Origin of the sequence: Nostoc piscinale CENA21, assembly GCF_001298445.1 — a bacterium.
GTDB classification, from domain to species: Bacteria; Cyanobacteriota; Cyanobacteriia; order Cyanobacteriales; family Nostocaceae; genus Nostoc_B; species Nostoc_B piscinale_A.
The window spans coordinates 1,427,346-1,451,809 of the sequence record NZ_CP012036.1 but is presented as its reverse complement, the minus strand read 5'-3'; the positions used below and the strand labels follow the sequence as shown (position 1 = coordinate 1,451,809).

The window sequence follows — 24,464 nt, the reverse complement described above, 5'->3', positions numbered from 1 at the left end:
AGTAAGATAGATTCACTTATGACAAATGACTCTAAACTCAACACAACGTATACTACTGATACATTCTGCCTGTAGCTTGATATGAGCCTGTGCATCAACCCTTTTTGTTCTAATCCAGAAAACCCGAATAATGATCATCACCGCTTTTGTCAAAGTTGTGGTTCCCAAATACTTTTAGAAGACCACTATCGGGTTATGCGCCTGTTAAGTGATAAAACTAGCTTTGGCAAAATCTATGAAGTCTACACCAGAAATACGCCCAAAATTCTCAAAGTCTTAAAAGAACACCTCAACGACCACTCCAAAGCGGTGGAACTCTTTCAGAAAGAGGTGAACGTTCTAAGCCAATTAAATCATCCGGGAATCCCCAAGATTGACGGTTATTTTCAATATCAAACTAGCGATGGATTCAAACTCCATTGTTTAGTCATGGAGAAAATTGATGGTGTCAATTTAGAAGAATGGTTACAACAACAAAGTTATCAGCCGATTTCGGAAAAACAAGCGATCGCCTGGTTAAAGCAACTAGCAGAAATCTTAAATATAGTCCATAGCCGAGGCTGGTTTCATCGTGATATCAAACCAGCCAATATCATGGTAAGAAATAATGGCCAATTAGTTTTAATTGATTTCGGCACTGCGAGAGATGCCACCCATACTTATTTAGCCAAATTAGGTGAAGGTAATCGCATTACAGCCGTATTTTCAGCCGGGTATACTGCACCAGAACAAGCCAGTGGTCAAGCTGTACCCCAATCAGATTTCTTCGCCATAGGCAGGACTTTTGTTTATTTACTAACGGCACAATATCCACTGAGATTTTACAACGCCCGTGAAGATATTTTAAACTGGCGTTCATCTGCCGATGTGTCACCCAAATTTGCCGATTTATTAGATAACTTGATGGCGAGAAAAGCCGCAGATCGACCACAGACTGCTGAAAATATTTTACAGCAGTTAATCCAACTAGAACAGGCAACCGTACCCAAAACCACCCAGACTTCTAGATTTCCTAGAATCATCACTTTTGCCACTCTCTTATTTCTTGGCGGAGTGTTGAGTTATGGTTTATCTCAATTACCAAAACTATCATTCCTACATCATAATAAAATCGAGCATCTGCAACTAGATAAAACTCTTAACGCTCACAATAACTACGTTAAAACCCTAGCAATTACTCAAGATGGTAAAACTCTAGTCAGTGGTAGTAGTGACAAATCCATCAAATTTTGGAATTTAACAGACAACAGCTTAATTCGGGAAATATCTGCTCATAACAGTGGTGTAATTGCTGTAGCTATTAGTCCAGATGAACAAATTTTAGCCAGTAGTAGTAATGACCAGACAATTAAAATTTGGAATTTTGCAACTGAGCAGTTAATTCATACACTTAAAGGGCATCAAGGCGCAGTTTGGTCGATAGCCATTACACCCAATGGGCAAACTTTAATTAGTGGTAGTGGAGATAAAACTATCAAGTTGTGGAACTTAAAAACTGGTCAGTTAATTAATACGCTTACCAGCCATACTAGTTCTGTAATGTCATTAGCAATTACTCCTGATAGCAAAACATTAGTTAGTGGTAGTAATGATAAAACGATTAAAATTTGGAATTTAACCACAGGAGAATTAATTCGGACAATTCCTGGTCATGATGATGCTGTAATTGCTTTAGCTATTAGTAGAGATGGGCAGACTTTAGTGAGTAGTAGTAATGATAAAACGATTAAAATTTGGAATTTAACAACAGGTGAATTAATTCGGACACTAACAGGCCACAATGCCGAAGTTTTTGCTGTCGCCATTAGCCCAGATGGTAAAACTTTAGCTAGTGGTAGCGGTGATACAACAATTAAACTATGGAATTTAAATGATGGTAAATTAATTAAGACACTGACAGGTCATACCACCACTGTTTATTCTGTAGTTTTTAGTCCTGATTCCCAAACTTTAATTAGTGGTAGTAGTGACAAAAGTATCAAAATTTGGCGAATGCAGCGATAAAATATTGATTAAAAAACTCAACAGTAAATAATTAAATAAAGTTGAATAAATATATTCTGCAAAGTTATTAAATCTCATGTTAATCTTAAAGATGAGATATAAATTTTTGCATAAAACTTCTGTTTATTAACAAGAACCTAAAATTATAGCTTGCAAACAATGTTTCGGTAATTATGTAAAATTATATATTTATTTATGGAACCCAATAGTTACAAAATTGAATACAAATTTCATTCAATCATCATTGCAGAAGAAGCATTAAGCCGCAAAGCTTATTACTATAAGATTTATGGCGAACTATGTCATAACAGTGGATTTGCTAATTCGATTGAAGAAGCAGAAAAAGAAGCTAAAGATAAAATTGATGAAAAAATTTAATCTTATCGATAAAAAAGCGGCATTACATAGATATTCCGTAATGCGTGATTTTGAAAGCTTTGTTGAGTTATTATTAAATCAACAACCAGAAATTTCTCAAGAACTTGCTTATCAAGTAGCTGCTCAATTAGCTTTAGCTTCGACTTTAAAATATTTTACTAAAGAAGTATTAAGCAGCGATGTCAAGGATTCAGGTACAGTAGATGTTACTGGAGAACTCAACACAGATAACTTGCCGCAATAAACTAAGATTCTAGCAGCGCAAATGTACAAAATAATGATAGTATCTTGGGCAGTTGCAGTGAGGCAATAAACACTAAGTATTTTATGCCAGATGGCTGAAGAAGTATAGATAGTACTTGTGTTACCTTAGTAATACTTGCAAGGCAAAGCGTTGAATAATTGAGAGGAAAAAATTATCGTAGTTCAAAAGCAGCTAATTAACTCGCAAATCAAGTCACCTCAAGTCTTCTTGATTGACCATGAAAATAATAATCGTGGTTTGATAGCCACTTCTGAAGCACTCAAGTTAGCGGAGAGTGTTGAGCTTGACTTAGTGATAGTCTCCCAAAACGAAGATACTCCAGTAGCAAAGATTCTTAATTATGGCAAACTTCAGTATCAAAAGAAGAAACGCCAAGGTTCAAGTGCTAGACCTACTGTAAAAGAAGTTCGGTTCCGTCCTAATGTTGGTGCGGGTGATTATAATTTGCGTATTAATCAAGCACTTCAGTGGTTAAGTAAAGGCGATTCAGTAAAATTTGCGATTCGTTTAAGAGGTCGAGAAAATCAATATCGTCAGCAGGCTGGGGATATGCTAGACCGCATTGTCAATGATTTGGGTCAAGCTGGTAAAGTCCAGTCGCTTGATAAACGCGCACTGATTGTTCAAATTATGCCTGCTTAAATTAAAATATATTCAGCGTTCTTTCTACTATATTAAGACCGGGAGAACGCTGAATTGTCTTGTGTTTAGCTTGCTGATGCAGTACTCATCATCTTACTTGCTTAGATGCTACTCAGACAAAAATCAATATGAGCGCGAATTGCTCGCTCGTAAACTACAGTTTGCTGTGTACGTATTCCTACCGCCTGATATACCAACTTAATTTCTGGGAAGTTACTCCAGTACATCAAAAAAATATCTTTAGCCGGAGTAATTATTTCATAATTATTCTCTTGCCTTTTTTTTTCTGAGCTTACAATTATTTAGTTGTAATTTTTGTCTAAATAATTTTTCAAATTCGGGAATTAAATTTTCAGTAGTTTCCATACTTGATACACCTGGCAACTATTTATTCTGTAATGGTACTGAGCATGACAATTAGTTATCTAATATTCAAGCTAGTCATATCAAGGTTGTGAATTACCTATCACTTTCCTTGAGAAACATTTAATCAATAAAAGCCTTCTATATTGTGGCGAAAAGCAATCAAAGCGTGCTTACCTTGCTCTTCTTTGAGGACACATAAGATTGCATCTGATGTTTCTAATGAAACTATGGTCTTGATTTCAATATTAGTGTTGTACCCAGCTAAGTCTCCCAAGCGTCTTCCATGACCGCCTTCACCCTGGACTTGACTAATAGTATAGCCGCTAACATTGTAATTTTTTAGCAACTTAACAATTCTGTCTTTGAGTACAGTTTCGCCAATAATGGTGACTAAAACAGCAGGCTCAACGGGAGGGGTTGAGTTTGACATACGAAAACTCCAGAAATTAGATTTTAGCTGATTTTCCAGTCCAGATTTTGTATTAAAAAGGCTTAAGCATTTCTGCCTAAGCCGGTACTAAATGCAATTCGGATGCTGGATTAATGGGTTAGCTGAAAGAGCTAATTTGATCAAGCCTTAGTAGCGGTTCCGTCCACCGTAGCCCCCACGACCACCACCAAATGAACCTCTGTCTTCTTTTGGTTTAGCTTTGTTTACTTTTAGGTCGCGTCCCATCCATTCAGCGCCATCAAGGGCTTCAATAGCTGCCGTTTCTTCAGCATCTGTACCCATTTCCACAAAACCAAAACCGCGCATCCGACCTGTTTCACGGTCTGTAGGTAACTGGATACGCTTGACTGAGCCATATTCTGCAAAAACTGCACTCAGACTGTCTTCTGTAACTTCATAAGAAAGATTGCCTACATAAACTGACATAGATTGTCTCCGAAATCATAGATGTGTAGAGATTTAGGTTTCGGAGAAAAGTCTGTAAATACCAAAAGGAAAATGCCTGTCAATAATAAAAACAAACGCGGTCGCCGAATTAACTCTCACTTCCTAGTATGACATAGCAAGCAATTATCGGGTGTAGGTTGCTAAAAGCGTTATATAAAGTTATGTAAACAATGGATGACTCCGTATAGGTGATGAAATTTGGTGCTGAGGACGGCTAGGTTTACGTAACTATCCAGGCTGATCTTTGGTATGTAGAGCTTTTCACAGTACTATATAATCGCAAAGCTATCTCTCCAAAGGTAGGTTGACGATGATCCCTACACGACAAATTTTAGTTAAATCGGATATTCAACTTTCTTACTTAGAGTGGAATCAAGGTCAAGAACCTTTGCTGTTATTACATGGTTTAGGCGACCATGCGCTTGTATGGTCTAGCTTGGGCGCATATTTAGCGGCAGATTACCATATCGTTGCGCCAGATATGCGGGGTCATGGTGAAAGCAGCAAGCCAGAAAAAGATTATAGCTTTGAAAGTGCGATCGCTGACCTCGAAGCCCTCATGGATAAATTAGGATGGTCTTCCGCCCATATAGTAAGTCACTCCTGGACTGGTAAATTAGCTGTAATCTGGGCTAGACAAAATCCCCAGCGAGTGCAGAGTATGGTCTTGGTTGACCCGATTTTCATCTGGAAAATGCCCGAATTCTTAAAAGCGACCTTTCCCCTCTTGTACCGCTTTTTATCCTTTCTCAAAGGGATGGGGCCATTTACTAGTTATGCAGAAGCCGAACAACTCGCCCGACAATTAAACCAATATCAAGGTTGGAACGAACTACAACAGCAGGTATTCCAAGCCGGAATCGAACAAAAACCGAATGGTAGTTGGGGTAGTAAGTTCACCATAGCCGCCCGTGATGGCATTTTTGAAGATGTGATGCGCGTACCAGGCTTTACCCGCCCCATCGATACACCCGCTTTGTTCGTCAAGTCAGATAAAGGTCTCAACCGCCAAGAATGGCAATTAAAACCCTACAAAACCAATCTGAAAAACTTGCGCCTGTGTCAAGTTCCGGGAAATCATTGGCCTTTTCTGACTGAACCTGACTCATTTAACCGGACTGTGGCTGCTTTTTTAGCAGAGTGTAAATGAGTAATTTGTCATTAGTCATTAGTCATTTGTCAAAATTTCTGGACTTTTGACTTTTGACTTGTGGCTTCTGACTTCTGACTTCCCATGAGCCTTTGTATAAATCCAGTTTGTCCCAAATCGAACAATCAAAATAACGATAAACACCGCTTCTGTCAAAGTTGTGGTTCTCCGTTAGAATTACCGGGGCGTTACCGTGTCATTCGCTTGTTGAGTGACAAAGCTGGCTTTGGCAAAGTCTATGAAGCACACACAAAAGATACGTCAAAAATCCTCAAAGTACTGCGAGAGGATCTGTCAAATGATGCAGCAATCAAGATTTTTCAACAAGAAGCTGCTGTATTAGGACAGTTGCATCATCCCGGAATTCCCAAAATTGATGGTTATTTTCAATATCAAACGCGCGATGGTTTAATATTACACTGCACGGCGACGGAAAAAATCGACGGCTGTGATCTAGAACAGTGGATGAATCAACAGCAATATCGTCCAATTTCGCAAACCCAAGCTATTGCCTGGTTGCAACAATTAGCCGAAATTTTAAACTTGGTACATAGCAAAAAATATCTGCATAAAGATATTAAACCATCTCACATTAAACTGCGGTCTAACGGACAATTAGTTTTAGTTGACTTCAGCACATCCAAAGAAGTCAGCAAGCAATATCTGGCTCAATTTAATCATAGTGGTGAAATGACATCAATTATTTCATCAGGTTATGGTGCATTAGAACAAATGCAAGGTCAAGCTGTACCGCAATCAGATTTTTTTGCCTTGGGACGCACTTTTGCCTTTTTATTAACAGGGCGGCATCCTTTAGATATGTATGATGCTCGGAAAAATTTGCTGCAATGGCGAAATTTTGCCTCTCACGTCTCACCAGGGTTATTAGATTTAGTTGACTGGTTAATGGCAACTAAGATTACAGACAGACCCAAGAATGCTCAAGAAATCTTGCAGCAGTTAGGCGAAATTGAACAACAGCACGTTAAATTGAATTTAACTAGTAATCTGCAAGAAAAACACTTTTCTCCTAGTATTATCAAAACAGAAATAGGAGAAAAACTGCCTTTGTTCGCATTCTTAGCAGCATTTGTGGTGTCATTAGGTTTAATTGGTGTTATGGCATGGGGAATGCGATCGCCTAAAATTTCTGCCCTCATCACCCAAACTCAAGCTCCTGAAACAAAAGGTAAAATCGAGTTTTTTGGCTATAAAGAAGGCAGAGATAGTCAAGGTAAAACCGCAGAATTCAGCATTGCTATTTTATCAACAGAATATAAATGGCTATTAAATAGTAATTTTCAAATTCAATACAATAACCAAGTTGTAAGTGTTGATTTTTTAAAGTTAAATCTTGAACAAGAAAGTATTCAGAAAATTATGGAATACCCTACAGAAATTATTTCTGTGGGTACAGCAACTTGTGAAGGTAATTTAGACGTTGCCCAGCGTCTCGCTCTCGAACGTGCCAAGCAAATTCAATTATTATCCCAAAAATTATTTAAAAATACATCCAGTGTGAAAGGTTATCGCTTATTAAATCTTGGGCAATTTCAGCGCGGTAAATGTCCATCTAATCAAGATATAACGGATTATCAAAGCAGTATCATCATTATTGGGGTACGCAAGAAATCTAAAGGCGTAATTGTCGATGAAGCTCTCAGATATCGGTTAATCAATCAGCCCTTTGCCGATTTTAAATTAGATGATTATTCCTTGGGAGCAGTTGATAAATTTATAACTATTCCCCAACCTATATGGATTAAAGGTAGAGCAGCCAATAAGTGGTAGGTTATATAGCAGTCCTATTTGAAAAATGAACAAAAGAGACAAGGAAGACAAGGTAGAGAGATGTTTGTATAACACTTAGGATTGCTATATCTAGTAAATGATTTCAAAATCTAAAATTCAACAAGGTATTAGGTTTGTGTGATATGCACGACTTGATAATACATTTATTTAGCGACGGTTCATTTATTCCTCATGGTCACTGTTACTTATGGCAACCTAGGCTAGTGTGGCTGCATATAATTTCTGATGCCATGATTGCCCTAGCTTACTATTCGATTCCTTTGACTTTGTTCTACTTTGTTCGCAAGCGGCAAGATTTACCTTTTTATTGGATATTTTTGTTATTTGCGGCTTTTATTATTTTTTGCGGTACAACCCACATCGCTGAAATTTGGACACTGTGGCATCCTACCTATTGGCTATCAGGTATCCTCAAAGCAGCAACGGCTTTTGTGTCATTATTTACCGCTATAGAACTTGTACCTTTAGTACCACAAGCACTGGCCTTACCTAGCCCACTGCAATTAAGCGAAGCAAACAAGGCATTACAAGCGCAAATTGCCGAACGTTTAGAAGTGGAAAATCAACTCAGGCGACTACAAGAGGAACTAGAACACCGTGTTCAAAAAAGAACTGCCCAATTAGTAAAAGTTAACCAAAAATTACAACAAGAAATTGATGAGCGTAAATTTGCAGAAGCAGCCTTAGTCGAAAGTGAAGCGCGGTTTCAAAAAATTGCGGCTGCTTCACCTGCACAGATTTATATCTTGGCTTATTATCCAGATACGAATGAAATGCGTTATGAATATATCAGTTCCGGGGTGGCAGAAATTCAAGAATTATCACCCCAACAAGTTTTAGCGGATGCTTTACTGACATATCAGCAAGTACATCCTGATGATTTGCTGCTTTATAATCAGCTAACTATTCAAAGTCTCAAAACCCTAGAACCCTTTGCTCACGAATGGCGGATTATTACTCCCTCTGGCAAGATGAAATGGGTACGTGCAAACTCCCGCCCAGAACGCCGCGAAAATGGTGAAGTTGCTTGGTATGGAGTGGTACTAGATATTACTGACTTCAAACAAGCCGAGTTAGCTTTGCGTGAGAGTGAAGAGCGATTTCGTTTAGCGTTTTATAATGCTCCCATTGGAATGGCGCTGTTGGGATTAGATCAACGCTGGTTGCAAATTAATCCGATGTTAGGTGAAATGCTGGGCTACTCTGAGTTCGAGTTTTTTAGCTTGAGTGTGTTTGACTCAATTTACCCAGAGGATGTGCATCAGTTAAGACAAGGTATAGAGCAAGTTTTGAGTAATGAAAATCGCAGTTTTCAAGCGCAGTTACGTTACTTGTGTTATGGCGGACGTATTGCTTGGGGGCTAACGAGTTTATCGTTGGTACAAGATTTCCAAAATCAACCACTCTACTATGTTCTACAAATCCAAGATGTGACTGAACAGCAAGCTATTGAACAGATAAAAAATGAGTTTATTTCGATTGTGAGTCATGAACTGCGGACTCCACTCACAGCTATTCAAGGATTTTTAGGGCTGTTGAATACTGGGATTTATGATGATAAACCAGAAAAAGCCAAACGGATGATTCAGCAGGCTTCGAGAAATAGCGATCGCCTGGTGCGTTTGGTCAATGATATTTTAGACTTGGAGCGTTTATCTTCTGGGCGAGTCCAACTGATCAAACAAGTCTGCAATGCGGCTGATTTAATGCAACGCGCCGTCGGTGAAGTACAGCCTATCGCCCTAGCAGCCGCCGTTACAATTGCTGTTCAACCCACCACTGCTTGCGTCTGGGCTGATCCTGATTTAATTATCCAAACCCTGACGAATTTATTGAGTAACGCCATCAAATTTTCTCCCCGCAACTCAGTCATTACTTTATCAGCCCAACCGCAAGCCGACTGGGTACTATTTCAAGTCCAAGACCAAGGTAGAGGTATTCCCAGCGATAAACTAGATACAATATTTGAACGTTTTGAACAAGTTGATGTCTCGGATGCGCGTGCTAAAGGCGGAACAGGCCTCGGCTTGGCAATTTGTCAAAATATTGTCAAACAACATGGTGGTAGTATTTGGGCAAGCAGCATTCTTGGTGAAGGTAGTACGTTTTATTTCACTTTGCCAATTTCATATTAATAGGCTGACGCACAAAGATTGTTTATGGGGAATGGGTGTAGGGGTGTAAGGGTGTGGGGTGTCAAGGATTTTAAAACTCAAACAGCATTCGTCTTGGTTGACTTTCTGACAAGATTCGGCTATCACAGCAGAAATGCGATCGCCAGCAACTACCACAGGCTCAACTATGAATACAATTCCACATACACTACCAATTCCGCCGCACTTCAAGCCGGATAAAGTCGGCGAAGTTTGGCGTGTACCCTACCAAGAATGTGCCACCGCTGCCGAAACCTGGGCAAAGCAACATCATATTTCACCATCATCTGACGATAAAACTCGCATTTGCCTCCTATTAATTGATGTCCAAAATACCTTTTGTATTCCCGGATTTGAATTATTTGTCGGTGGTAAATCTGGCAATGCATCTGTAGAAGATAATCAAAGATTATGTGAATTTATCTATCGCAATTTAGCCACAATTACCACAATCATTCCTACCCTAGATACACATACAGCAATGCAAATTTTTTCACCCAATTTTTTGGGTGAATTCTCAAGGACAACATCCAACACCAGCCGCAACTAATATAACTCCCGCCGACATTGAACAAGGTGTTTGGCAAGTTAACCCCGCAGTTGCCCATAGCATCACTCACGGCAACTATGAATTATTAGAAAAACAAGCTTACCACTACGTTAAACAGCTTAGTCAAGATGGTAAATATCCGTTAATTGTTTGGCCTTACCATTCTATTTTGGGTGGCATTGGTCATGCTTTAGTTTCGGCGGTGGAAGAGGCAATATTTTTTCATTGTATTGCGAGGCAAAGTCAGACTCAATTTGAACTCAAAGGTGAGAATGCTTTAACAGAAAATTATTCCATATTACGTCCTGAAGTTTTGATTGGCTTTGATCAATCTCCCCTTGCCCACAAGAATATGAAACTAATTAAGCAACTTTTAGAATTTGATGTTGTGATTATTGGTGGTCAAGCTAAAAGCCATTGTGTTGCTTGGACAATTGATGATTTATTAACAGAAATTAAACGGGTAGATGCTACCCTGGCAAAAAAAAGTTTATCTTTTAGAAGATTCCTCTTCTCCGGTTGTAGTTCCTGGTGTTGTAGACTATACCGAACAAGCAGACGCAGCTTTTGCAAGATTTGCTGAAGCTGGAATGCACATTGTGAAAACAACTGAACTGATTACAAATTTCATCTAACTCAGAATCTTCACTTCTTCAAATAACTCTTTGGATCTTGCGCTACCCATCCTTGGGATGAACTAGAACGCATTTCAAAATGAAGATGTGGTTCTTTACTAGCTGGTTCCCCAGTCGTCCCCACCGTACCTAATAGATCACCTGTTTTAACTTGCTGATTGACCTTAACCTTGATAGTAGCAAGATGAGCATAGCGGCTTTGCAATCCAGCACTGTGGTTAATAATTACCAATTGTCCGTAACTACCTTGGTCTTGAGCAAATACTACAGTACCAGGTGCGATCGCCTCTACAGGAGTACCCACAGTTGCTAACAAATCCACACCACTGTGAAAAAACACTTCTTGATTGCGAGGATTAATTTGCCAACCATAACCCAACCCCACAGTTGCAGCTTGCTCTAAAGGATAGCCGCTAATAGATGCACGAGTTGGTGTATTAGAATTTGTTGGTATCACAGATGTTGTCTGTGGTGGATTTGGCAACCAATTTAACCCAGGAACAAAGACAATTTTTGGATTTGCTTGACAACCATTAATTTCAAACAGCGCATCAGGACGAACCTTATATTTTGCTGCTACCTCTCGCCAACTTTGTCCAGTCGGAACTTCCACCACAATTCCGTTATAAGGTGGTATTTGCAGTTCACTACCCACACTCACACGGCCATTATTCACATTTGGGTTCATGACAATCAGCGTTTCAGGCGCGAGATTGTAGCTTTGGGCGATGCTTTCTAAAGTTTCGCCACGCGCCACTTTATGACGTTGAAAGCGATTTAAAGCCGGAGTAGGACAGTTGGCGGTTTGTGCATTAGCTATTTCTAAGTTTGGCAGTGCTGATGCTAGTCCCAACGTACTAACTAAGCTACAAAGCAAAAGCAAACGAGCAGAAAATGTCATGAGTCTAAATTTCAGAGAAACCCTAACTTTAAATTTTAATTGGGGATTTCTGGACTGTGGGTGATTGAGCGTAATCCTTGGGTTTGTAACATTTCATTTGCCCAAGCTGCATCTGCCTCTGATAATGGTGGGAAGGGTGCTTGATTGTAATCTATGACTAAATCGTAACTACCCCTTTTGTAAATTTCGTCTAATAGATTTTGTAGTTTAATTAAAGGTTCATTTTCCTCTGTTTTTAGAGGTAAAGGAAAAGAGGGAATAACATCTTGTAAGTTAAAAGCGTATAAATCAGCTTGGGGACGATTTTTAGCACGACTGATTAAAATTCGGTAATCGCTTTGTACATCATCACCAAAAACTAACATTGGTTCTCCAGTACGCAACAAGTCTATTTCTACCAAATTAGTTGCACTTCCTAAAACTCGCTGCCTTTTATTGTCGTATGCGTTGCGTCCTTCACCTGTGCGCTTATTTTTTGGGGATATGATTTCAATTACTGTGACTACTTCTTTAGTTTCTACATTTCGTACTTCTAAATATCTTTCTTTACAGCTATTGGTAAGGGAACTGTGACAGCTTTGGGTTTGCTAGTAGGTGCAGCTACGGCGACATTATAATTTTGAGGATTGATTTCGGTTGATTGTGGTTGTACTACTACATCAGGAATACCTACTAAAAGTCTATTATCATCATTAGTTTGATAAACTCTTTCTTCAATCGCTACAAAATATTTAGGACGTAACTGAGGAGCCAAAAAATCTGCGATCGCTACTATAATTCTGCCATGTATTCCCGGCCATAAATCAGGATGTTCTAAATAGGGGTTCATTCCTGGGAATGGAGAAGGCATTTATTTACCTCAAGCTCAATTTTATTAGACTATGATTCCTAATTTTTATGGTAACTGCTCCACTCCCGACAATATTACGAACAAGTGGTTAAGGCTGCACCACACTGATCTTCTCTAGTTAACCAACCCTTGATACCTTGATATTCTACTTGCGCCCAATCTCCTTGACAGCCTAATAATTTTACCGTCGTCGCAGCCGGGATTTTGCCGATTTTTCGGCTGTGTTGATGAGCATTAGCGTAGAGATTCACGCCATTAGTACCATAACCACGGGTGGATAAACCCAATTTTCCTACAGATACCCATCCTTTTCCTGCAAAACCAGCACTAGCATTTGTAATTTGTACCCAATTTTGAGTAGCTGCAACAATCTCAACTGTTTCGTTAATTGGTACTTGTCCTAAAATTTTGTGACGCAGACTTATACCACTCCGCACATTTAAACCTTGTGGATCTGGATCAGTAACAAAAGCATAAATATCACATTTTTTAACATTAATTGATTTTGCGAAAACAATTTGCTCGGATATACCAGTATTTACAAATATACTTATACTTGTGAGTCCTAATGTAATTACTAGCTTTGTCAGGGACTGATTGATATTTTTATTCATACTGACTTGATATTTGCTAAAAAATCTGTCTTATTTATAGCAATTAAACCTCTATCTCCACCGTTAAAAGTTAGACTAGCTGTTCACTGTACTGAATTTCTGTGACTTTGCCAGCTTCTATACGAAATGTCAATGCGGCGGCACTATCTTGACTACCAACCCCATATACTAAAAAAGTGACGTTGCCTTCTTTTGATATATATGGCTTTCCGTAAGCCTTGATGATCTGAGATTGGGTATCGCCAACTTTTACACCCGTGGGAGTGAGAAATTTAGAACTACGGGTAACAAAGTGATAAACAAAGAAGTTTTTCGGTTTGTTGACATAAGGCACTAAAGATAAAGAAATATTAGGATATTCCAGGGTACGAATATTGTCGCCAACTCCAGGACTAAATTCGGTTTTAGTGCTGGTGGGTTTTCCTAGAATGCGACGTACTTGTTGTTCCGGCATTCCCGGACGAATTTTGCCCAGTCCGACTTTCGCCACAGGGATGATTGCACCTTGGGTTTGTGCTATTTGTGGAGACTGTGCCAAAATCAAGCCTTGGTTAGCTGTCAACGCCAGTGAAAATAAGCTAGTTAATGCCGTAATTAAGATAATTTTTTTCATTTGAATATTTCAACTACCTCCCTCAGCAAGATTTGACAAGTGCAATTGTACTGTTTGTCAGCAAGGATAATTGCTGTGTTATAACATACTAAATTCTGACGCAGAAAGTGTTTTAAAGCACTTTATTTGCATCAGTTCTAGAGAAATATTTTCTCTGAAAGTCTAAATTTACAAGTATTTTCGGCTGTCCGAGTATTTCTCTAGCTGATATAAAAGTATTTGATTTTACAGGTTAATCCAGCGCATACACAATCATGATTACTTCCGACATTTCTAGCTTTGAACAGCAACCACTAAGGGAAAGTTCCCGCAGTTTAGATTTATCTCTCATAGCCAACAGGAAAAATTTATTTATCTTAAAACTATTGGAATATTTGTTGGCTGCTGCTTTTGTCTGCTGTGGTATTGTACTAACTGTTTATGCAAAGAACGAAAATTTTGTCATTATTGGAGCGATCGCTTTAACAATTTTGACTTTTTTTATTCTTATTTAACAGGCAATTATTTCAAGATTCACAAAATGTTGCCAACCGTAGTTATTTGACAAAAAAAGCCGAAATTTATAGTTATTTGCTAGGCAACAATAACTTGTTGTTGGACAGTAATTCAATTATTCCTGCCAGAGAAAAAGCTTTACAATATTGTCAGGATTTAATTGATGATTATAAAAAAGCTCGTAATCTTTCGAGAAATCTTTACTATGTTCTGCAAATATCTACAGTTATTTTATCAGGTGTGACTCCAATTTTAGTTTTAGTGGATAAACTAGAAGTTGGTCAAGCTTGGCTGAAATGGCTACCTGTGATTTGTCCAGCAGTTGCTTCCATAGTGGCTAGTATTGTCACTTCATTTCCTTTTCAAAAAAAATTGGGTGGCGGCTAATACAACTTTAGAATTATTAGAGGCTGAACAAGAAAAATTTATTTTGGGTGTAACCCCAGCTTATCGTTGTTATGACGCATCTGATAGCAGTCAGCAGCAACAAAAAGCCAGCCAAGCTATTGAACAATTTATTGTGCAGGTGAATAATATTCATCTTCAACAAGTACAACAAGCTAGTGAAGTCCAACAAGAGAAAAAAGAGACAGAACAAACTAATACAAATAATTCTGAATCACGGGAAGATATTTAATTTAGTAGGTCTAGGTCGCAATAATGCAACAGAAAAAAGGGTGTGTTGTCGCATAGTGCAACACACCCTTTTTTTATGTCTGGAATCTGCATTAACCTATTGGACAGTTTAGATATAGCAACCCTAAATCATTTGTGAAATTCTCTTTCTTCTCCTTCTTTGTGTCCTACCCTGCGGGAAGCCGCTATCGCGTCTATGCGTCCTTTGCGGTTCGTTAAAAAGAATATTTTTTCACAACTCAGGTAGGGTTGCTATAAAATTAACCGCAGATAAACGCAGATGGACGCGGATGGAATTTCAGTTATTGCCCTAAATTAGCTGTGTCAGTCTCATACAGATATCTTTAAGGCTTACGCCGTGAGAAGAAAAATCAATGGTTTGGTTACGGATGAAGGCGTATAGGGATGTGCTGATTTAAAACCCTTACACCCATTCTTCACAAAAAGCGTAAGCCCTGATATTATTTCATGTCATAACCAAACAAGTTGGGGTCAACTTCGCCTAACTGCAAATCTGCTAAACCATATTCTGCCCATCTTCGTTCTACCATTGCGGCGACATCAGGATCAGATTCTAGTGGTGCGCCCCATTCATGTTCGGTTTCTGGGGGAATTTTGGTGGTTGCATCAATTCCCATCCGTCCACCTAAACCAATTTTTTCACTGGCGAAATCTAAGGTGTCAAAGGGTGTATTTGGCAAAATAAACACGTCGCGGGTGGGGTCAACTTTAGAACTAATAGCCCAAACTACTTGCCGAGGGTCGCGGATATTGATATCTTTATCGACGACAATCACAAATTTGGTGTATGTAAATTGAGGTAACGCACTCCAAAAGGCTAAGGCGGCGCGGCGTGCTTGTCCGGGATAGGCTTTATCAATGGAAATAATTGCGGCTTTGTAACTCAAAGCTTCCATTGGTAGGAAAAAATCGACAATTTCTGTGACTTGTTGGCGCAGAATTGGGGTATATATACGATTGAGTGCGATCGCCATCATCGCTTCTTCTTTGGGTGGACGACCGCTAAATGTTGTTAAATAAATCGGGTCTTTGCGGTGGGTCATACACTGAAAGCGAATTAAGGGCGAGTCTTCCACACCGCCGTAATAACCCATGTGGTCGCCAAAAGGCCCGTCTGGTAAAACTTCCCCTGGGGTAATTGTTCCTTCTAACACAAATTCAGAATCAGCCGGAACTTCTAAATCTACTGTTTTACACTTTGCCAACTGCACACCAGAACCGCCATACAACCCAGCAAATAACCACTCAGATAAATCGACTGGGATGGGTGTAGCAGCTGCCATGATAATTAATGGATCTACACCAAGGGCGATCGCTACTTCTAATTTCTTCCCACGTTCTGCTGCTTTCCGTAAGTGCCTCGCCCCACCCCGCACTGATAGCCAGTGAACAGTCATGGTATTTTTTGATTGCAATTGCAAGCGATATACACCAACATTCGGCGTACCTGTTTCACAATCTTTGGTAATTACTAACCCCAGTGTGATAATCTTGCCAGCATCATCAGGATAAGGACGAATTAAGGGTAAAGTATTTAAATCTAAATCATCGCCTTGAATAACTACTTGCTGACAAGCAGGAAAAAAGTCTCTCCCTGGTTTGGCTTTGAGAACATCAAACAGCACTTTTCCAAAATCTATCGCCTGGGAAATTTTCTTCGGCGGTTTTGGCTGTTGTAGCATACTCAGCTTTTTACCCAAGGTTTCTAACTCTTGGGGATGCTGCATATTCATCGCCCAGCATATTCTTTCCACAGTCCCCAGCAAGTTCACCGCCACGGGGAAGGAAGCACCTTTGACATTCTCAAACAACAAGCCCGGCCCGCCTTTTTGCAGCATTTGGTTAGAAATCTCTGCAATTTCTAATTCTGGGTCAACCAAGGCAGAAATTCGCCGTAATTGTCCTCTTTCTTCTAAAATTTTGATGAATCCCCGCAAATCTCTCGCCATTGTTTTAATAAAGCAAATAGTTAAGAAGTATGAAGCGTCTGTTTAATATTATGAGCTATTGTTCGCTTTATGATCTTGCCATTATTGGGGCAGTAGGGAATGGGGAACAGGGAACAGAAAAAGAATGTGTGTAATTAAGTTTGTGTGAGTACTTAGGACGAAATGATCTGTTGCTTTTTGGCTATTCAGCATTTCCCGTTGACGATAAATCTCACGGTTCCCTTTTGCAAAGCGTTAACTAATTGATTGACTTTTCTTAACCCTGTTGTACAAGCAATGTGGTTATTCTAACTAAGGATAGGCATTATTGATTTTAAATAAGCTCTACCCTTCAAACATGGCGAGAATAGATTTTTTCCTCCTAGCAGGTTGTCTGTGATGTGCTTCCTGCTGGGTTTACCTATTTTTGGTCATTGGTCAAAAGCCGAAAACACAACGTTTCACACTTCAGACTTCATACTTCAGACTTTCTATGGACTAAACTATTTACTTATAATGTAGTTTTGTAAAATCCAGGTAGCCGACTGTTTTATGCTTACAAGACTTTCAGCAGCTGTTTACGGGATGGGTACAGCACCAACTATTGCTCCTGAACGGTCTAGTCAAACTATTCGCAAACAATATCCCAATTACAAGGTGATTGTGTTGAACGATGATTTCAATACTTTTCAACACGTCGCTGAGTGCTTGATGAAGTATATCCCGAATATGACTAGCGATCGCGCTTGGGATTTAACGAATCAAGTACATTATGAAGGACAAGCGATCGTTTGGGTAGGGCCGCAAGAACCAGCAGAATTATATCACCAACAGCTGCGCCGAGCCGGTTTAACAATGGCTCCCCTAGAAGCGGCTTAAGATCATGGATAAATCTACCACAAACTCGCAAAAAGCAAATAACCGCAAAGATGGCAGACTAGTTTGGAATCACTCTACCCATCTTCCCGGTCTTATTCCCATTTTAGAAACTCTCTGCTTGCAAGAAGGCATTCACACCATTACCCCAGGCGTAATTGGAAGGGTCAAAGGTCATAGCTCCAAAATGCAATTACGTATATCTGTCCCAATTCGCGGGGGTTACAAAGTTATCGCTAGACAAGGTAAAACAGTGCAAGAGGTGTTCATCCTGACTAGTTTAGTTCAGGATGAACTACAAACAGCGATCGCGATCGCCATGAAACATAAATCAACTTAACAGTTATTAGTTTGTTCTTGTCTAGTTGATTTATTTAACGCTTCATACTTTCTCTGCGCTATTCTTCAACTCGATGCACTGCAAATTTGTGTAGCGGCAAACTCAGAATACAAGAAAATGTTAAAAAATATGACAAAGCTGTAGTGATTTTTAAAGACATCACAACAGATTCCCAATCGGGTAAAATGACTTTTTCTAGGGCAAAAGCAACACAATATACCAGCCAGTAAGAAAAACTCATTCTAAACAAAATCTTTTCTGTTTCTTCTATGTCATCTTTTGGTTGCTTACCGTCCCAAAGTAACACTAAACCAAGAATACAAGCACCAAAGGAGACCGCAACTACAAATTCATGACACAAAAAATTCATCGACTGCATTTGCCTCGATCCCAATACTTTGCAATTGAGATTCAGTCTAAAGGAATATTCCTTGCAGTTACAAAAAAATATTTACAAACTGCAATAAGTCATTCGGTTAATGTTACAAACTGCAAATAACATAGCTGTATTATCAAGTTATTTTTAGATTTATTTAACTTTAAGTAGCGTTCAGAATTATTTGTGAGAAATAAGCTCCCCGACTTCTCAAAGAAGTTGAGGAGCTGAAAGACGAAATTATCAAAAATCAAACTTTCTCCCTTTCACACTTCAGACTTTAAAAATTCATCGTAATTTGATTCACAACATACATACTTTGAATACGCCACATACCATCGCGCCGAATTAAATCATAACGAACTCGCAAACTTTCGTTAGAAGACTTTCTCTTCAGACCATTTTCATAAAACTGTGTTGCTTCTTTAACAGTTGCTAAAACGGCGGCTCGATTGGGGTCTAGGTCATTTTTACTGACAAATTCTATTTTGATGCTGTGGTCGTATTTGCGATAGCGGTTATCTAATTTATCTTGCTGGGCAACTAATCGCCATTGAGATAAAGATGCACCAGTTAAAATGTTATTTAAACTGTTAACATCATGATTTGGCCCTAATGCTAAAGCTTTGGTAGACAGCCAAGTCCGAATTACTTCTTCGGCTATTGCATCTGTGAGGGGGCCGTCAGGTGGCATTACTTCACTATAGGGATCAGGAATTTCTATGGGTGGTTGATTAAGTTTGATTGCTAAGGGGTTTTCTGGTAAACCTGGAGATGGGGCAAAGATATCTTTTAACCACCCAAAGGTGGTGGAAATTATTAACCAGAAAACTAATATCCCAGCTAAAGAAGCGAATACTGTCCAGACTAATCTGGTTTTGCGGTCTAAACTGCTGATAGGACGGCGTTGGCGGGGGCGGCGATCGCGGTTATTATCTAACCTATGTTCTCGGTTAACAGGTTGATTTGTGGGCTTCCGCCGTCTGCGCTTTGGTGTTGGATGAGACCCAGTACCTTTACCATTGAGAGAATGACCTGTTGTGCTGTTTGTCCGGTCTGGGGAAGTAAAAGACGCAGCAGGAATTTCTGGCGTTGGGGTGCGACTAGCCATAGCTGGTGCAGGTGGGGTATTCGTTCTCGGCTGCGACACCTGAGAATATTCAGGTCGTTTATGGTTGGGAGTTTCTGGTAAATCCAAATCTGGCATTTTAGCTTGATTTGAACGAGAAACCCCAGGCGTATTTGGCTGACGATGATTTGGTGGCGGTGCGTTAACAGGTTGACGATTAATGAAACCCCACTCGTTGGTAGTTTCTGCATCTGTGGGTAATGCTTCTAAATACGCCTGCACTTGGGAGTTGGCAAAGTAATCTTTGAGTGCGGCTGGCTGTCTTGATAAATCCCGAAAATGGGGAAACACTTCATTTTGTAACCACTGTTCGCCATACAAACACAAACCCGGTAATAAATCAGGAGAATCTTGGGATTTTTCCCGAATAAAAGCTAAAGCTTCGTATTCCTGACTCATTTCCAAAACACGGGTTGCTTCTTCGGTTTGTCCCAACAACAAAGCACAAAGTGACTGTTCTAGATGCACATCTTGACGCTTACCCAAATGCAGTAGCATTTGCCTAGCTTGACGAATTAAAGCGGGTTGACGTTGGGCAAATCCTCTAGCAATCAAAGCATAAACAGCTAAGTAAGTAGCCACCGCCGATGGGCGCTTACTTTCGGCTTCAAATAACTTATGCTGTTCTGTGACTGTTAAATAGTGGCGTATTTGCTGAATAAATCGCAGGAAATCATCTATACTCAAACCCGATTGATCGTTGAGAGTGCCATCAATCCCACCACGATCTTCCAGGATGCTTTGCAATAATTCTAAGCCTTGGCGGCGTTCTACTGTTTTATCTAAAGATAACTGTAGTAATTCTAAAATCCGATAAGGACGTAATTTATAAAGGTCAGCTTGAATTTCTGCCTGGACGCTGGTAAATATACCTTCACTCACCAGCATTTCTAGCCCAGATTCTAAGGAAACTGCGGCATTTTCGTAATAGCCTTGTTGCCACTGTTCCCGCCCCAATTCTAGGCAGGCCAAAGCCACAGTCAGGACAATATCTGGATGTTCGCTGCTTTCGAGAAAATCTTCCTCGATGGGATGATTGCCGATTTTGGCCGAGGCCACACCATTATGGTTAGCAAGGTATGTTTTACCGAGTTTGAGGACTTGTTCGTATTCCCCTAACTCTTGCAAAATTAATAACGCCCCAACTAATTCCTGTTGGGGAACGTCAATACTCAGGCCTTGGCTATCAAGATCATGACTAGTTTCTGTGCGGTTGCCTGCGGTGACTGTGGCAGTAGTTGTGCCATCAGGATCATAAGCATGGGACAGATAAAGCTGATCGTAACTGCTACGTTCTTTCGGATTTGATAAAACCACGTAAGCTGTTTCTATAATTTGTTTACGAGAAGAAATTGCTGCTTGAGAATACTCCCGTCGTGGCAGTTGTACAATGCGATCGCTATATGCTTGCCGCAATTGTTCTTCACTTGCCGCTAACGGTAGTCCTAAAATTCGGTAGTAATCTAGCGGAATTCGCACAGCCTACTTCCCCTGCACCGAGATCAACATAATCCACCTAGAGCATTCCAGGTATGTAAAACCGTGCCACAATATTACGGTGAATAACACCGCGCCGGACTTACACTATTAAGTGTATATTGCAACAATTAATTTTGTTCCCTCTAAAATTTTGAGACACATTTTAGTACTATTAATTTGACTTCGCCTAGACAAGAGGGAAACTTTGTTTTAATTCTTAGTATTTCCTTGTGTATAACTGCTATCAGCCATTAAACACTGCAAAACTCTCTGGCGATCGTTCATCATAATCGACATACCTAAATAAATAAGTTTATCTGCTTGACATTATACTTACGTGTTTGCCCTGGCTTTGAAGTGATAGTAGTAATACTTGTAATGGTAGATGCGTGATAATTACAAGGAACAAAATGCTACCATACTTAGACCTTGAGTTACAACTATCTAGCAAGCTAAATTCAATTGCGGTGTTTATTTGTGGAAAATTGTTAATAGATATGCAGAAACCAAGCTATCCTGATTGATAGCATCTGTACAGAAGTTGGGATTGTAAAACGCCAGAGGGCAACATTCAAGGTCATTTATGGCAGTTAGGGTGTAAAAGTCGCAGATAGCGACGATAAATTCCAAAATTCACCTATTTTTTCCCTCTATATTCCAATTATCCTACTTAGCGCCAAAAATTTTAGTTTTTGTCTTCAGCACAACCAGGCCAAACAGAGGCCTATTTAACATGGTAAATTTCAGTTTTACAACAGGGATACTAAAAAAATAATGGTTCAAGAACGGACGTTACCTAAATTTGATACTGCCAGCGCCCAAATCACCAAAGCAGAAGGCCTAATGCTTTACGAAGACATGGTGTTAGGACGCTTTTTTGAAGACAAATGCGCCGAAATGTACTATAGGGGCAAAATGTTTGGTTTTGTCCACCTATATAACGGTCAAGAAGCCGTTTCGACAGGCGTTATCAAGGCAATGCGTCCGGGAGAAGATTACGTTAGCAGTACTTACCGCGACCACGTTCACGCCTTAAGTGCGGGAGTTCCAGCTAGAGAAGTTATGGCCGAATTATTCGGTAAAGAGACAGGTTGCAGCAAAGGACGTGGCGGTTCCATGCACATGTTCTCTGCGGAACATAACTTATTAGGTGGTTACGCTTTCGTTGCTGAAGGCATTCCGGTGGCGGCTGGTGCAGCTTTTCAAAGCAAATATCGCCGTGAAGTTTTAGGCGACCCCAACGCCGACCAAGTAACCGCCTGCTTTTTTGGTGATGGTGCAGCTAACAACGGTCAATTTTTTGAAACCTTGAATATGGCAGCCTTATGGAAACTGCCAATTATTTTTGTGGTGGAAAATAATAAGTGGGCAATTGGAATGGCACATGACCGCGCCACCTCTGACCCAGAAATTTATAAAAAAGCCAGTGTGTTTAACATGGTGGGCGTAGAAGTAGACGGAATGGATGTACTCGCAGTCCGGTCTGTCGCCCAAGAAGCCGTCGCCCGCGCCCGTGCTGGAGAAGGGCCAACATTAATCGAAGCCCTTACTTACCGCTTCCGTGGTCACTCCCTAGCCGACCCAGACGAGTTACGCAGCAAAGCCGAGAAAGAGTTTTGGTTCTCCCGTGACCCAATTAAGAAACTGGCTGCTTATATGGTGGAACAAAATTTGGCAACTGAGGAAGAACTCAAGTCCATTGACAAGAAGATTCAAGACCTAATTGACGACGCTGTGAAATTTGCCGAAAGCAGTCCTGAACCTGATCCTAGCGAATTGTATCGCTTTATATTTGCAGAAGACGAGTAATTGTCAGAGACTAGGGAGTGGGAAATGAGGGACTAGTACCGCTACGCGGAAGTTAAAAGTCAAAAGTCAAAAGTCAAAAAGCTTATATCACAAGCTTTTCGCTAACTTGAAATGGTATCTTTAATTATCCGCCGCGTTGTACTAGGGGCTAGAGGCTAGTACAGTCCGGCAAAAATAAACCGACCATAAGAAATTGCTAAAAGGCTTGTGGTATCACTATTCTTTCTTTTTCCTTTTGACTCTTGCGAGTGACGCTCCTGCGTCGCTAACGCCAGTTGACGACATTTGCCTCAAGTCGGGAGACCCTTTCAGCAGTTCCTCCTGGGGGAAACCCCCAAGACCGGACTGCTTCACCACGGCACTGTCTCCTTTATGCCGGGGAACTTGTCCACCGCACTGGCTCACCTTTTACTTTTGCCTTTTTGTACTAGAAACTAGGGGCTAAAGATATATATTCAGCCTCTTACCTCTTACCTGTAACCTATAACCTCTAAGGACTCATCTTGTGTCTAAAATTACTATTGAACAAAGACAATACAAAACTTATATTCTGGCTGACGAAACCACTGGTAATCAGATAGAAGTGGTTCCAGAACGTGGTGGGATTATCACTAGCTGGCAAGTCCAAGGTCAAGAAATTTTCTACTTGGATGCAGAACGCTTTACTCACCCTGATTTGAGCATTAGGGGCGGGAATCCCATATTGTTTCCCATCTGCGGTAACTTACCTGATAACACTTATACTCACAACGGGCAGCAATATACCCTCAAGCAGCATGGCTTTGCCCGTGATTTGGCTTGGGAACTTGAGGAAGTCTCTGAAGACAATACAACTTACATCAAAGTTCATCTGGTCAGCAACGAGCAAACAAAAGCTGTATATCCCTTTGATTTTCATTTGAGTTTCAGTTACAAAATCAATGGGAATACCCTGGAAATTCAACAACATCTGCATAACTCTTCTGCAACACCAATACCCTTTTCTACTGGGTTTCATCCGTACTTCCAAGCCCCAGATAAAAGCCAGCTAGAGTTTGCTATTCCGGCTGGTGAGTATCAAGATCAGAGAACTAAGGAGAGAAAATTCTTTGGTGGGAATTTTGATTTCAACTTGGATGAAATTGATGTTGCCTTTAAGCAGCTAACTGCTAATTCAGCTACAGTCACCGATAATAGTCGTAAATTAAAATTGACTTTAGATTACGGCAATGAATATCCCATCGTAGTATTTTGGACACTCAAGGGCAAAGACTTTTATTGTCTGGAACCTTGGAGTGCGCCGCGCAACTCTCTGAACACAGGCGAAAATTTGACTGTGGTAGAGCCAGGAGCCAGCTATCAAGCATCTGTTAGATTGACGGCAAGTTTTTTCTAAAAACCCCTTTACAAATCCACTGGTGTTTGTGCTATGATGGCAAAGTTGCAAACAAAGCGAAAGGGTCGCTAACTCAACGGTAGAGTACTCGGCTTTTAACCGATTAGTTCCGGGTTCGAATCCCGGGCGACCCATATAAACTCAAAATCAAGCCTATAGCATTGAGCCT

General features: G+C 40.1%; 20 protein-coding genes, 1 tRNA gene and 4 pseudogenes. 15 read left to right on the top strand and 10 right to left on the bottom strand.

From position 1 onward, the window contains the following. The first annotated feature begins 81 nt into the window (after positions 1–81). The 4 genes from ACX27_RS06415 (at position 82) to infC (ending at position 3,289) form a co-directional block, all read left to right on the top strand. Positions 82–2,004 carry a serine/threonine-protein kinase gene (locus ACX27_RS06415; protein WP_062289854.1) on the top strand — a complete coding sequence of 641 codons (1,923 nt, stop codon included), beginning with the start codon at positions 82–84 and terminating at the stop codon, positions 2,002–2,004. 195 nt (positions 2,005–2,199) lie between these two features. Beyond that, positions 2,200–2,382 (top strand): hypothetical protein, encoded by a 183-nt coding sequence (locus tag ACX27_RS33445; protein WP_235526531.1) that lies wholly within the window; start codon positions 2,200–2,202, stop codon positions 2,380–2,382. Between the two features lie 40 nt (positions 2,383–2,422). Continuing rightward, positions 2,423–2,626: a hypothetical protein gene (locus tag ACX27_RS33440; RefSeq protein ID WP_235526530.1), complete on the top strand. Its 204-nt coding sequence runs from the start codon at positions 2,423–2,425 to the stop codon at positions 2,624–2,626. Between the two features lie 171 nt (positions 2,627–2,797). Continuing rightward, positions 2,798–3,289 (top strand): translation initiation factor IF-3, encoded by a 492-nt coding sequence (gene infC, locus ACX27_RS06405; protein ID WP_083468681.1) that lies wholly within the window; start codon positions 2,798–2,800, stop codon positions 3,287–3,289. 101 nt (positions 3,290–3,390) lie between these two features. On the opposite strand, the pseudogene ACX27_RS06400 reads toward infC, so the two are convergent. The 3 genes and pseudogenes from ACX27_RS06400 to ACX27_RS06390 form a co-directional block, all read right to left on the bottom strand. After that, a pseudogene (locus ACX27_RS06400) lies at positions 3,391–3,655 on the bottom strand (hypothetical protein). A 124-nt stretch (positions 3,656–3,779) separates the two neighbouring features. Next, a complete protein-coding gene (locus ACX27_RS06395) occupies positions 3,780–4,085 on the bottom strand; it encodes a P-II family nitrogen regulator (protein ID WP_062289849.1) in 306 nt (101 codons plus the stop codon). Between the two features lie 147 nt (positions 4,086–4,232). After that, complete coding sequence (locus ACX27_RS06390) at positions 4,233–4,532, bottom strand: RNA recognition motif domain-containing protein (RefSeq protein ID WP_062289846.1); 300 nt, start codon at positions 4,530–4,532, stop codon at positions 4,233–4,235. Positions 4,533–4,863: 331 nt separating this feature from the next. Here ACX27_RS06390 and ACX27_RS06385 point away from each other — a divergent pair, with 331 nt between their 5' ends. From ACX27_RS06385 to ACX27_RS06370, 5 genes and pseudogenes are all read left to right on the top strand, one after another. Continuing rightward, the gene (locus ACX27_RS06385; protein WP_200929919.1) at positions 4,864–5,703 is read left to right on the top strand and encodes an alpha/beta fold hydrolase; all 840 of its coding nucleotides are present in this window, start codon (positions 4,864–4,866) and stop codon (positions 5,701–5,703) included. An 84-nt stretch (positions 5,704–5,787) separates the two neighbouring features. Beyond that, complete coding sequence (locus ACX27_RS06380; RefSeq protein ID WP_062289843.1) at positions 5,788–7,494, top strand: serine/threonine protein kinase; 1,707 nt, start codon at positions 5,788–5,790, stop codon at positions 7,492–7,494. A gap of 143 nt (positions 7,495–7,637) precedes the next feature. After that, positions 7,638–9,650 carry an ATP-binding protein gene (locus ACX27_RS06375; protein WP_083468680.1) on the top strand — a complete coding sequence of 671 codons (2,013 nt, stop codon included), beginning with the start codon at positions 7,638–7,640 and terminating at the stop codon, positions 9,648–9,650. A 51-nt stretch (positions 9,651–9,701) separates the two neighbouring features. Beyond that, positions 9,702–9,869 carry a hypothetical protein gene (locus ACX27_RS32270; protein ID WP_235526529.1) on the top strand — a complete coding sequence of 56 codons (168 nt, stop codon included), beginning with the start codon at positions 9,702–9,704 and terminating at the stop codon, positions 9,867–9,869. Beyond that, a pseudogene (locus tag ACX27_RS06370) lies at positions 9,817–10,853 on the top strand (cysteine hydrolase family protein). Before ACX27_RS32270 ends, ACX27_RS06370 begins: the two are co-directional and overlap by 53 nt. A 10-nt stretch (positions 10,854–10,863) precedes the next feature. Here the strand turns inward: ACX27_RS06370 and ACX27_RS06365 are convergent. The 4 genes and pseudogenes from ACX27_RS06365 to ACX27_RS06350 all read right to left on the bottom strand — a co-directional run bounded on the left by ACX27_RS06365 (position 10,864) and on the right by ACX27_RS06350 (position 13,831). Beyond that, the gene (locus ACX27_RS06365) at positions 10,864–11,754 is read right to left on the bottom strand and encodes a LysM peptidoglycan-binding domain-containing M23 family metallopeptidase (protein ID WP_062289837.1); all 891 of its coding nucleotides are present in this window, start codon (positions 11,752–11,754) and stop codon (positions 10,864–10,866) included. A gap of 35 nt (positions 11,755–11,789) precedes the next feature. Further along, positions 11,790–12,583: pseudogene (locus tag ACX27_RS06360) on the bottom strand (DUF4058 family protein). Between the two features lie 95 nt (positions 12,584–12,678). Then, a complete protein-coding gene (locus ACX27_RS06355; RefSeq protein WP_062289834.1) occupies positions 12,679–13,218 on the bottom strand; it encodes an SH3 domain-containing protein in 540 nt (179 codons plus the stop codon). A 70-nt stretch (positions 13,219–13,288) separates the two neighbouring features. After that, a complete protein-coding gene (locus ACX27_RS06350) occupies positions 13,289–13,831 on the bottom strand; it encodes a hypothetical protein (RefSeq protein ID WP_062289831.1) in 543 nt (180 codons plus the stop codon). 254 nt (positions 13,832–14,085) lie between these two features. On the opposite strand from ACX27_RS06350, the pseudogene ACX27_RS06345 reads away from it, so the two are divergent. Next, positions 14,086–14,963: pseudogene (locus ACX27_RS06345) on the top strand (DUF4231 domain-containing protein). 460 nt (positions 14,964–15,423) lie between these two features. Here the strand turns inward: ACX27_RS06345 and ACX27_RS06340 are convergent. Continuing rightward, positions 15,424–16,932 carry a UbiD family decarboxylase gene (locus ACX27_RS06340; protein ID WP_062289829.1) on the bottom strand — a complete coding sequence of 503 codons (1,509 nt, stop codon included), beginning with the start codon at positions 16,930–16,932 and terminating at the stop codon, positions 15,424–15,426. Positions 16,933–17,463: 531 nt separating this feature from the next. Here ACX27_RS06340 and clpS point away from each other — a divergent pair. Then, the gene (clpS, locus tag ACX27_RS06335; protein ID WP_062289826.1) at positions 17,464–17,790 is read left to right on the top strand and encodes an ATP-dependent Clp protease adapter ClpS; all 327 of its coding nucleotides are present in this window, start codon (positions 17,464–17,466) and stop codon (positions 17,788–17,790) included. 4 nt (positions 17,791–17,794) lie between these two features. Then, on the top strand, positions 17,795–18,127 hold the full coding sequence (locus ACX27_RS06330) for a DUF2103 domain-containing protein (protein WP_062289823.1): 333 nt from the start codon (positions 17,795–17,797) through the stop codon (positions 18,125–18,127). A 58-nt stretch (positions 18,128–18,185) separates the two neighbouring features. Here the strand turns inward: ACX27_RS06330 and ACX27_RS06325 are convergent, their stop codons facing one another. Beyond that, complete coding sequence (locus ACX27_RS06325; RefSeq protein WP_200929918.1) at positions 18,186–18,506, bottom strand: hypothetical protein; 321 nt, start codon at positions 18,504–18,506, stop codon at positions 18,186–18,188. 277 nt (positions 18,507–18,783) lie between these two features. Continuing rightward, positions 18,784–21,111: an IMS domain-containing protein gene (locus ACX27_RS06320; RefSeq protein ID WP_062289818.1), complete on the bottom strand. Its 2,328-nt coding sequence runs from the start codon at positions 21,109–21,111 to the stop codon at positions 18,784–18,786. 774 nt (positions 21,112–21,885) lie between these two features. Here ACX27_RS06320 and pdhA point away from each other — a divergent pair. The 3 genes from pdhA (at position 21,886) to ACX27_RS06300 (ending at position 24,429) form a co-directional block, all read left to right on the top strand. Continuing rightward, positions 21,886–22,920: a pyruvate dehydrogenase (acetyl-transferring) E1 component subunit alpha gene (gene pdhA / locus ACX27_RS06315; protein WP_062289815.1), complete on the top strand. Its 1,035-nt coding sequence runs from the start codon at positions 21,886–21,888 to the stop codon at positions 22,918–22,920. Between the two features lie 505 nt (positions 22,921–23,425). Beyond that, positions 23,426–24,295, top strand: coding sequence for an aldose epimerase family protein (locus ACX27_RS06305; RefSeq protein WP_062289809.1), 870 nt, complete (start codon positions 23,426–23,428; stop codon positions 24,293–24,295). 62 nt (positions 24,296–24,357) lie between these two features. Continuing rightward, positions 24,358–24,429: transfer RNA gene (locus tag ACX27_RS06300), tRNA-Lys, on the top strand. The last annotated feature ends 35 nt before the right edge of the window (positions 24,430–24,464 follow it).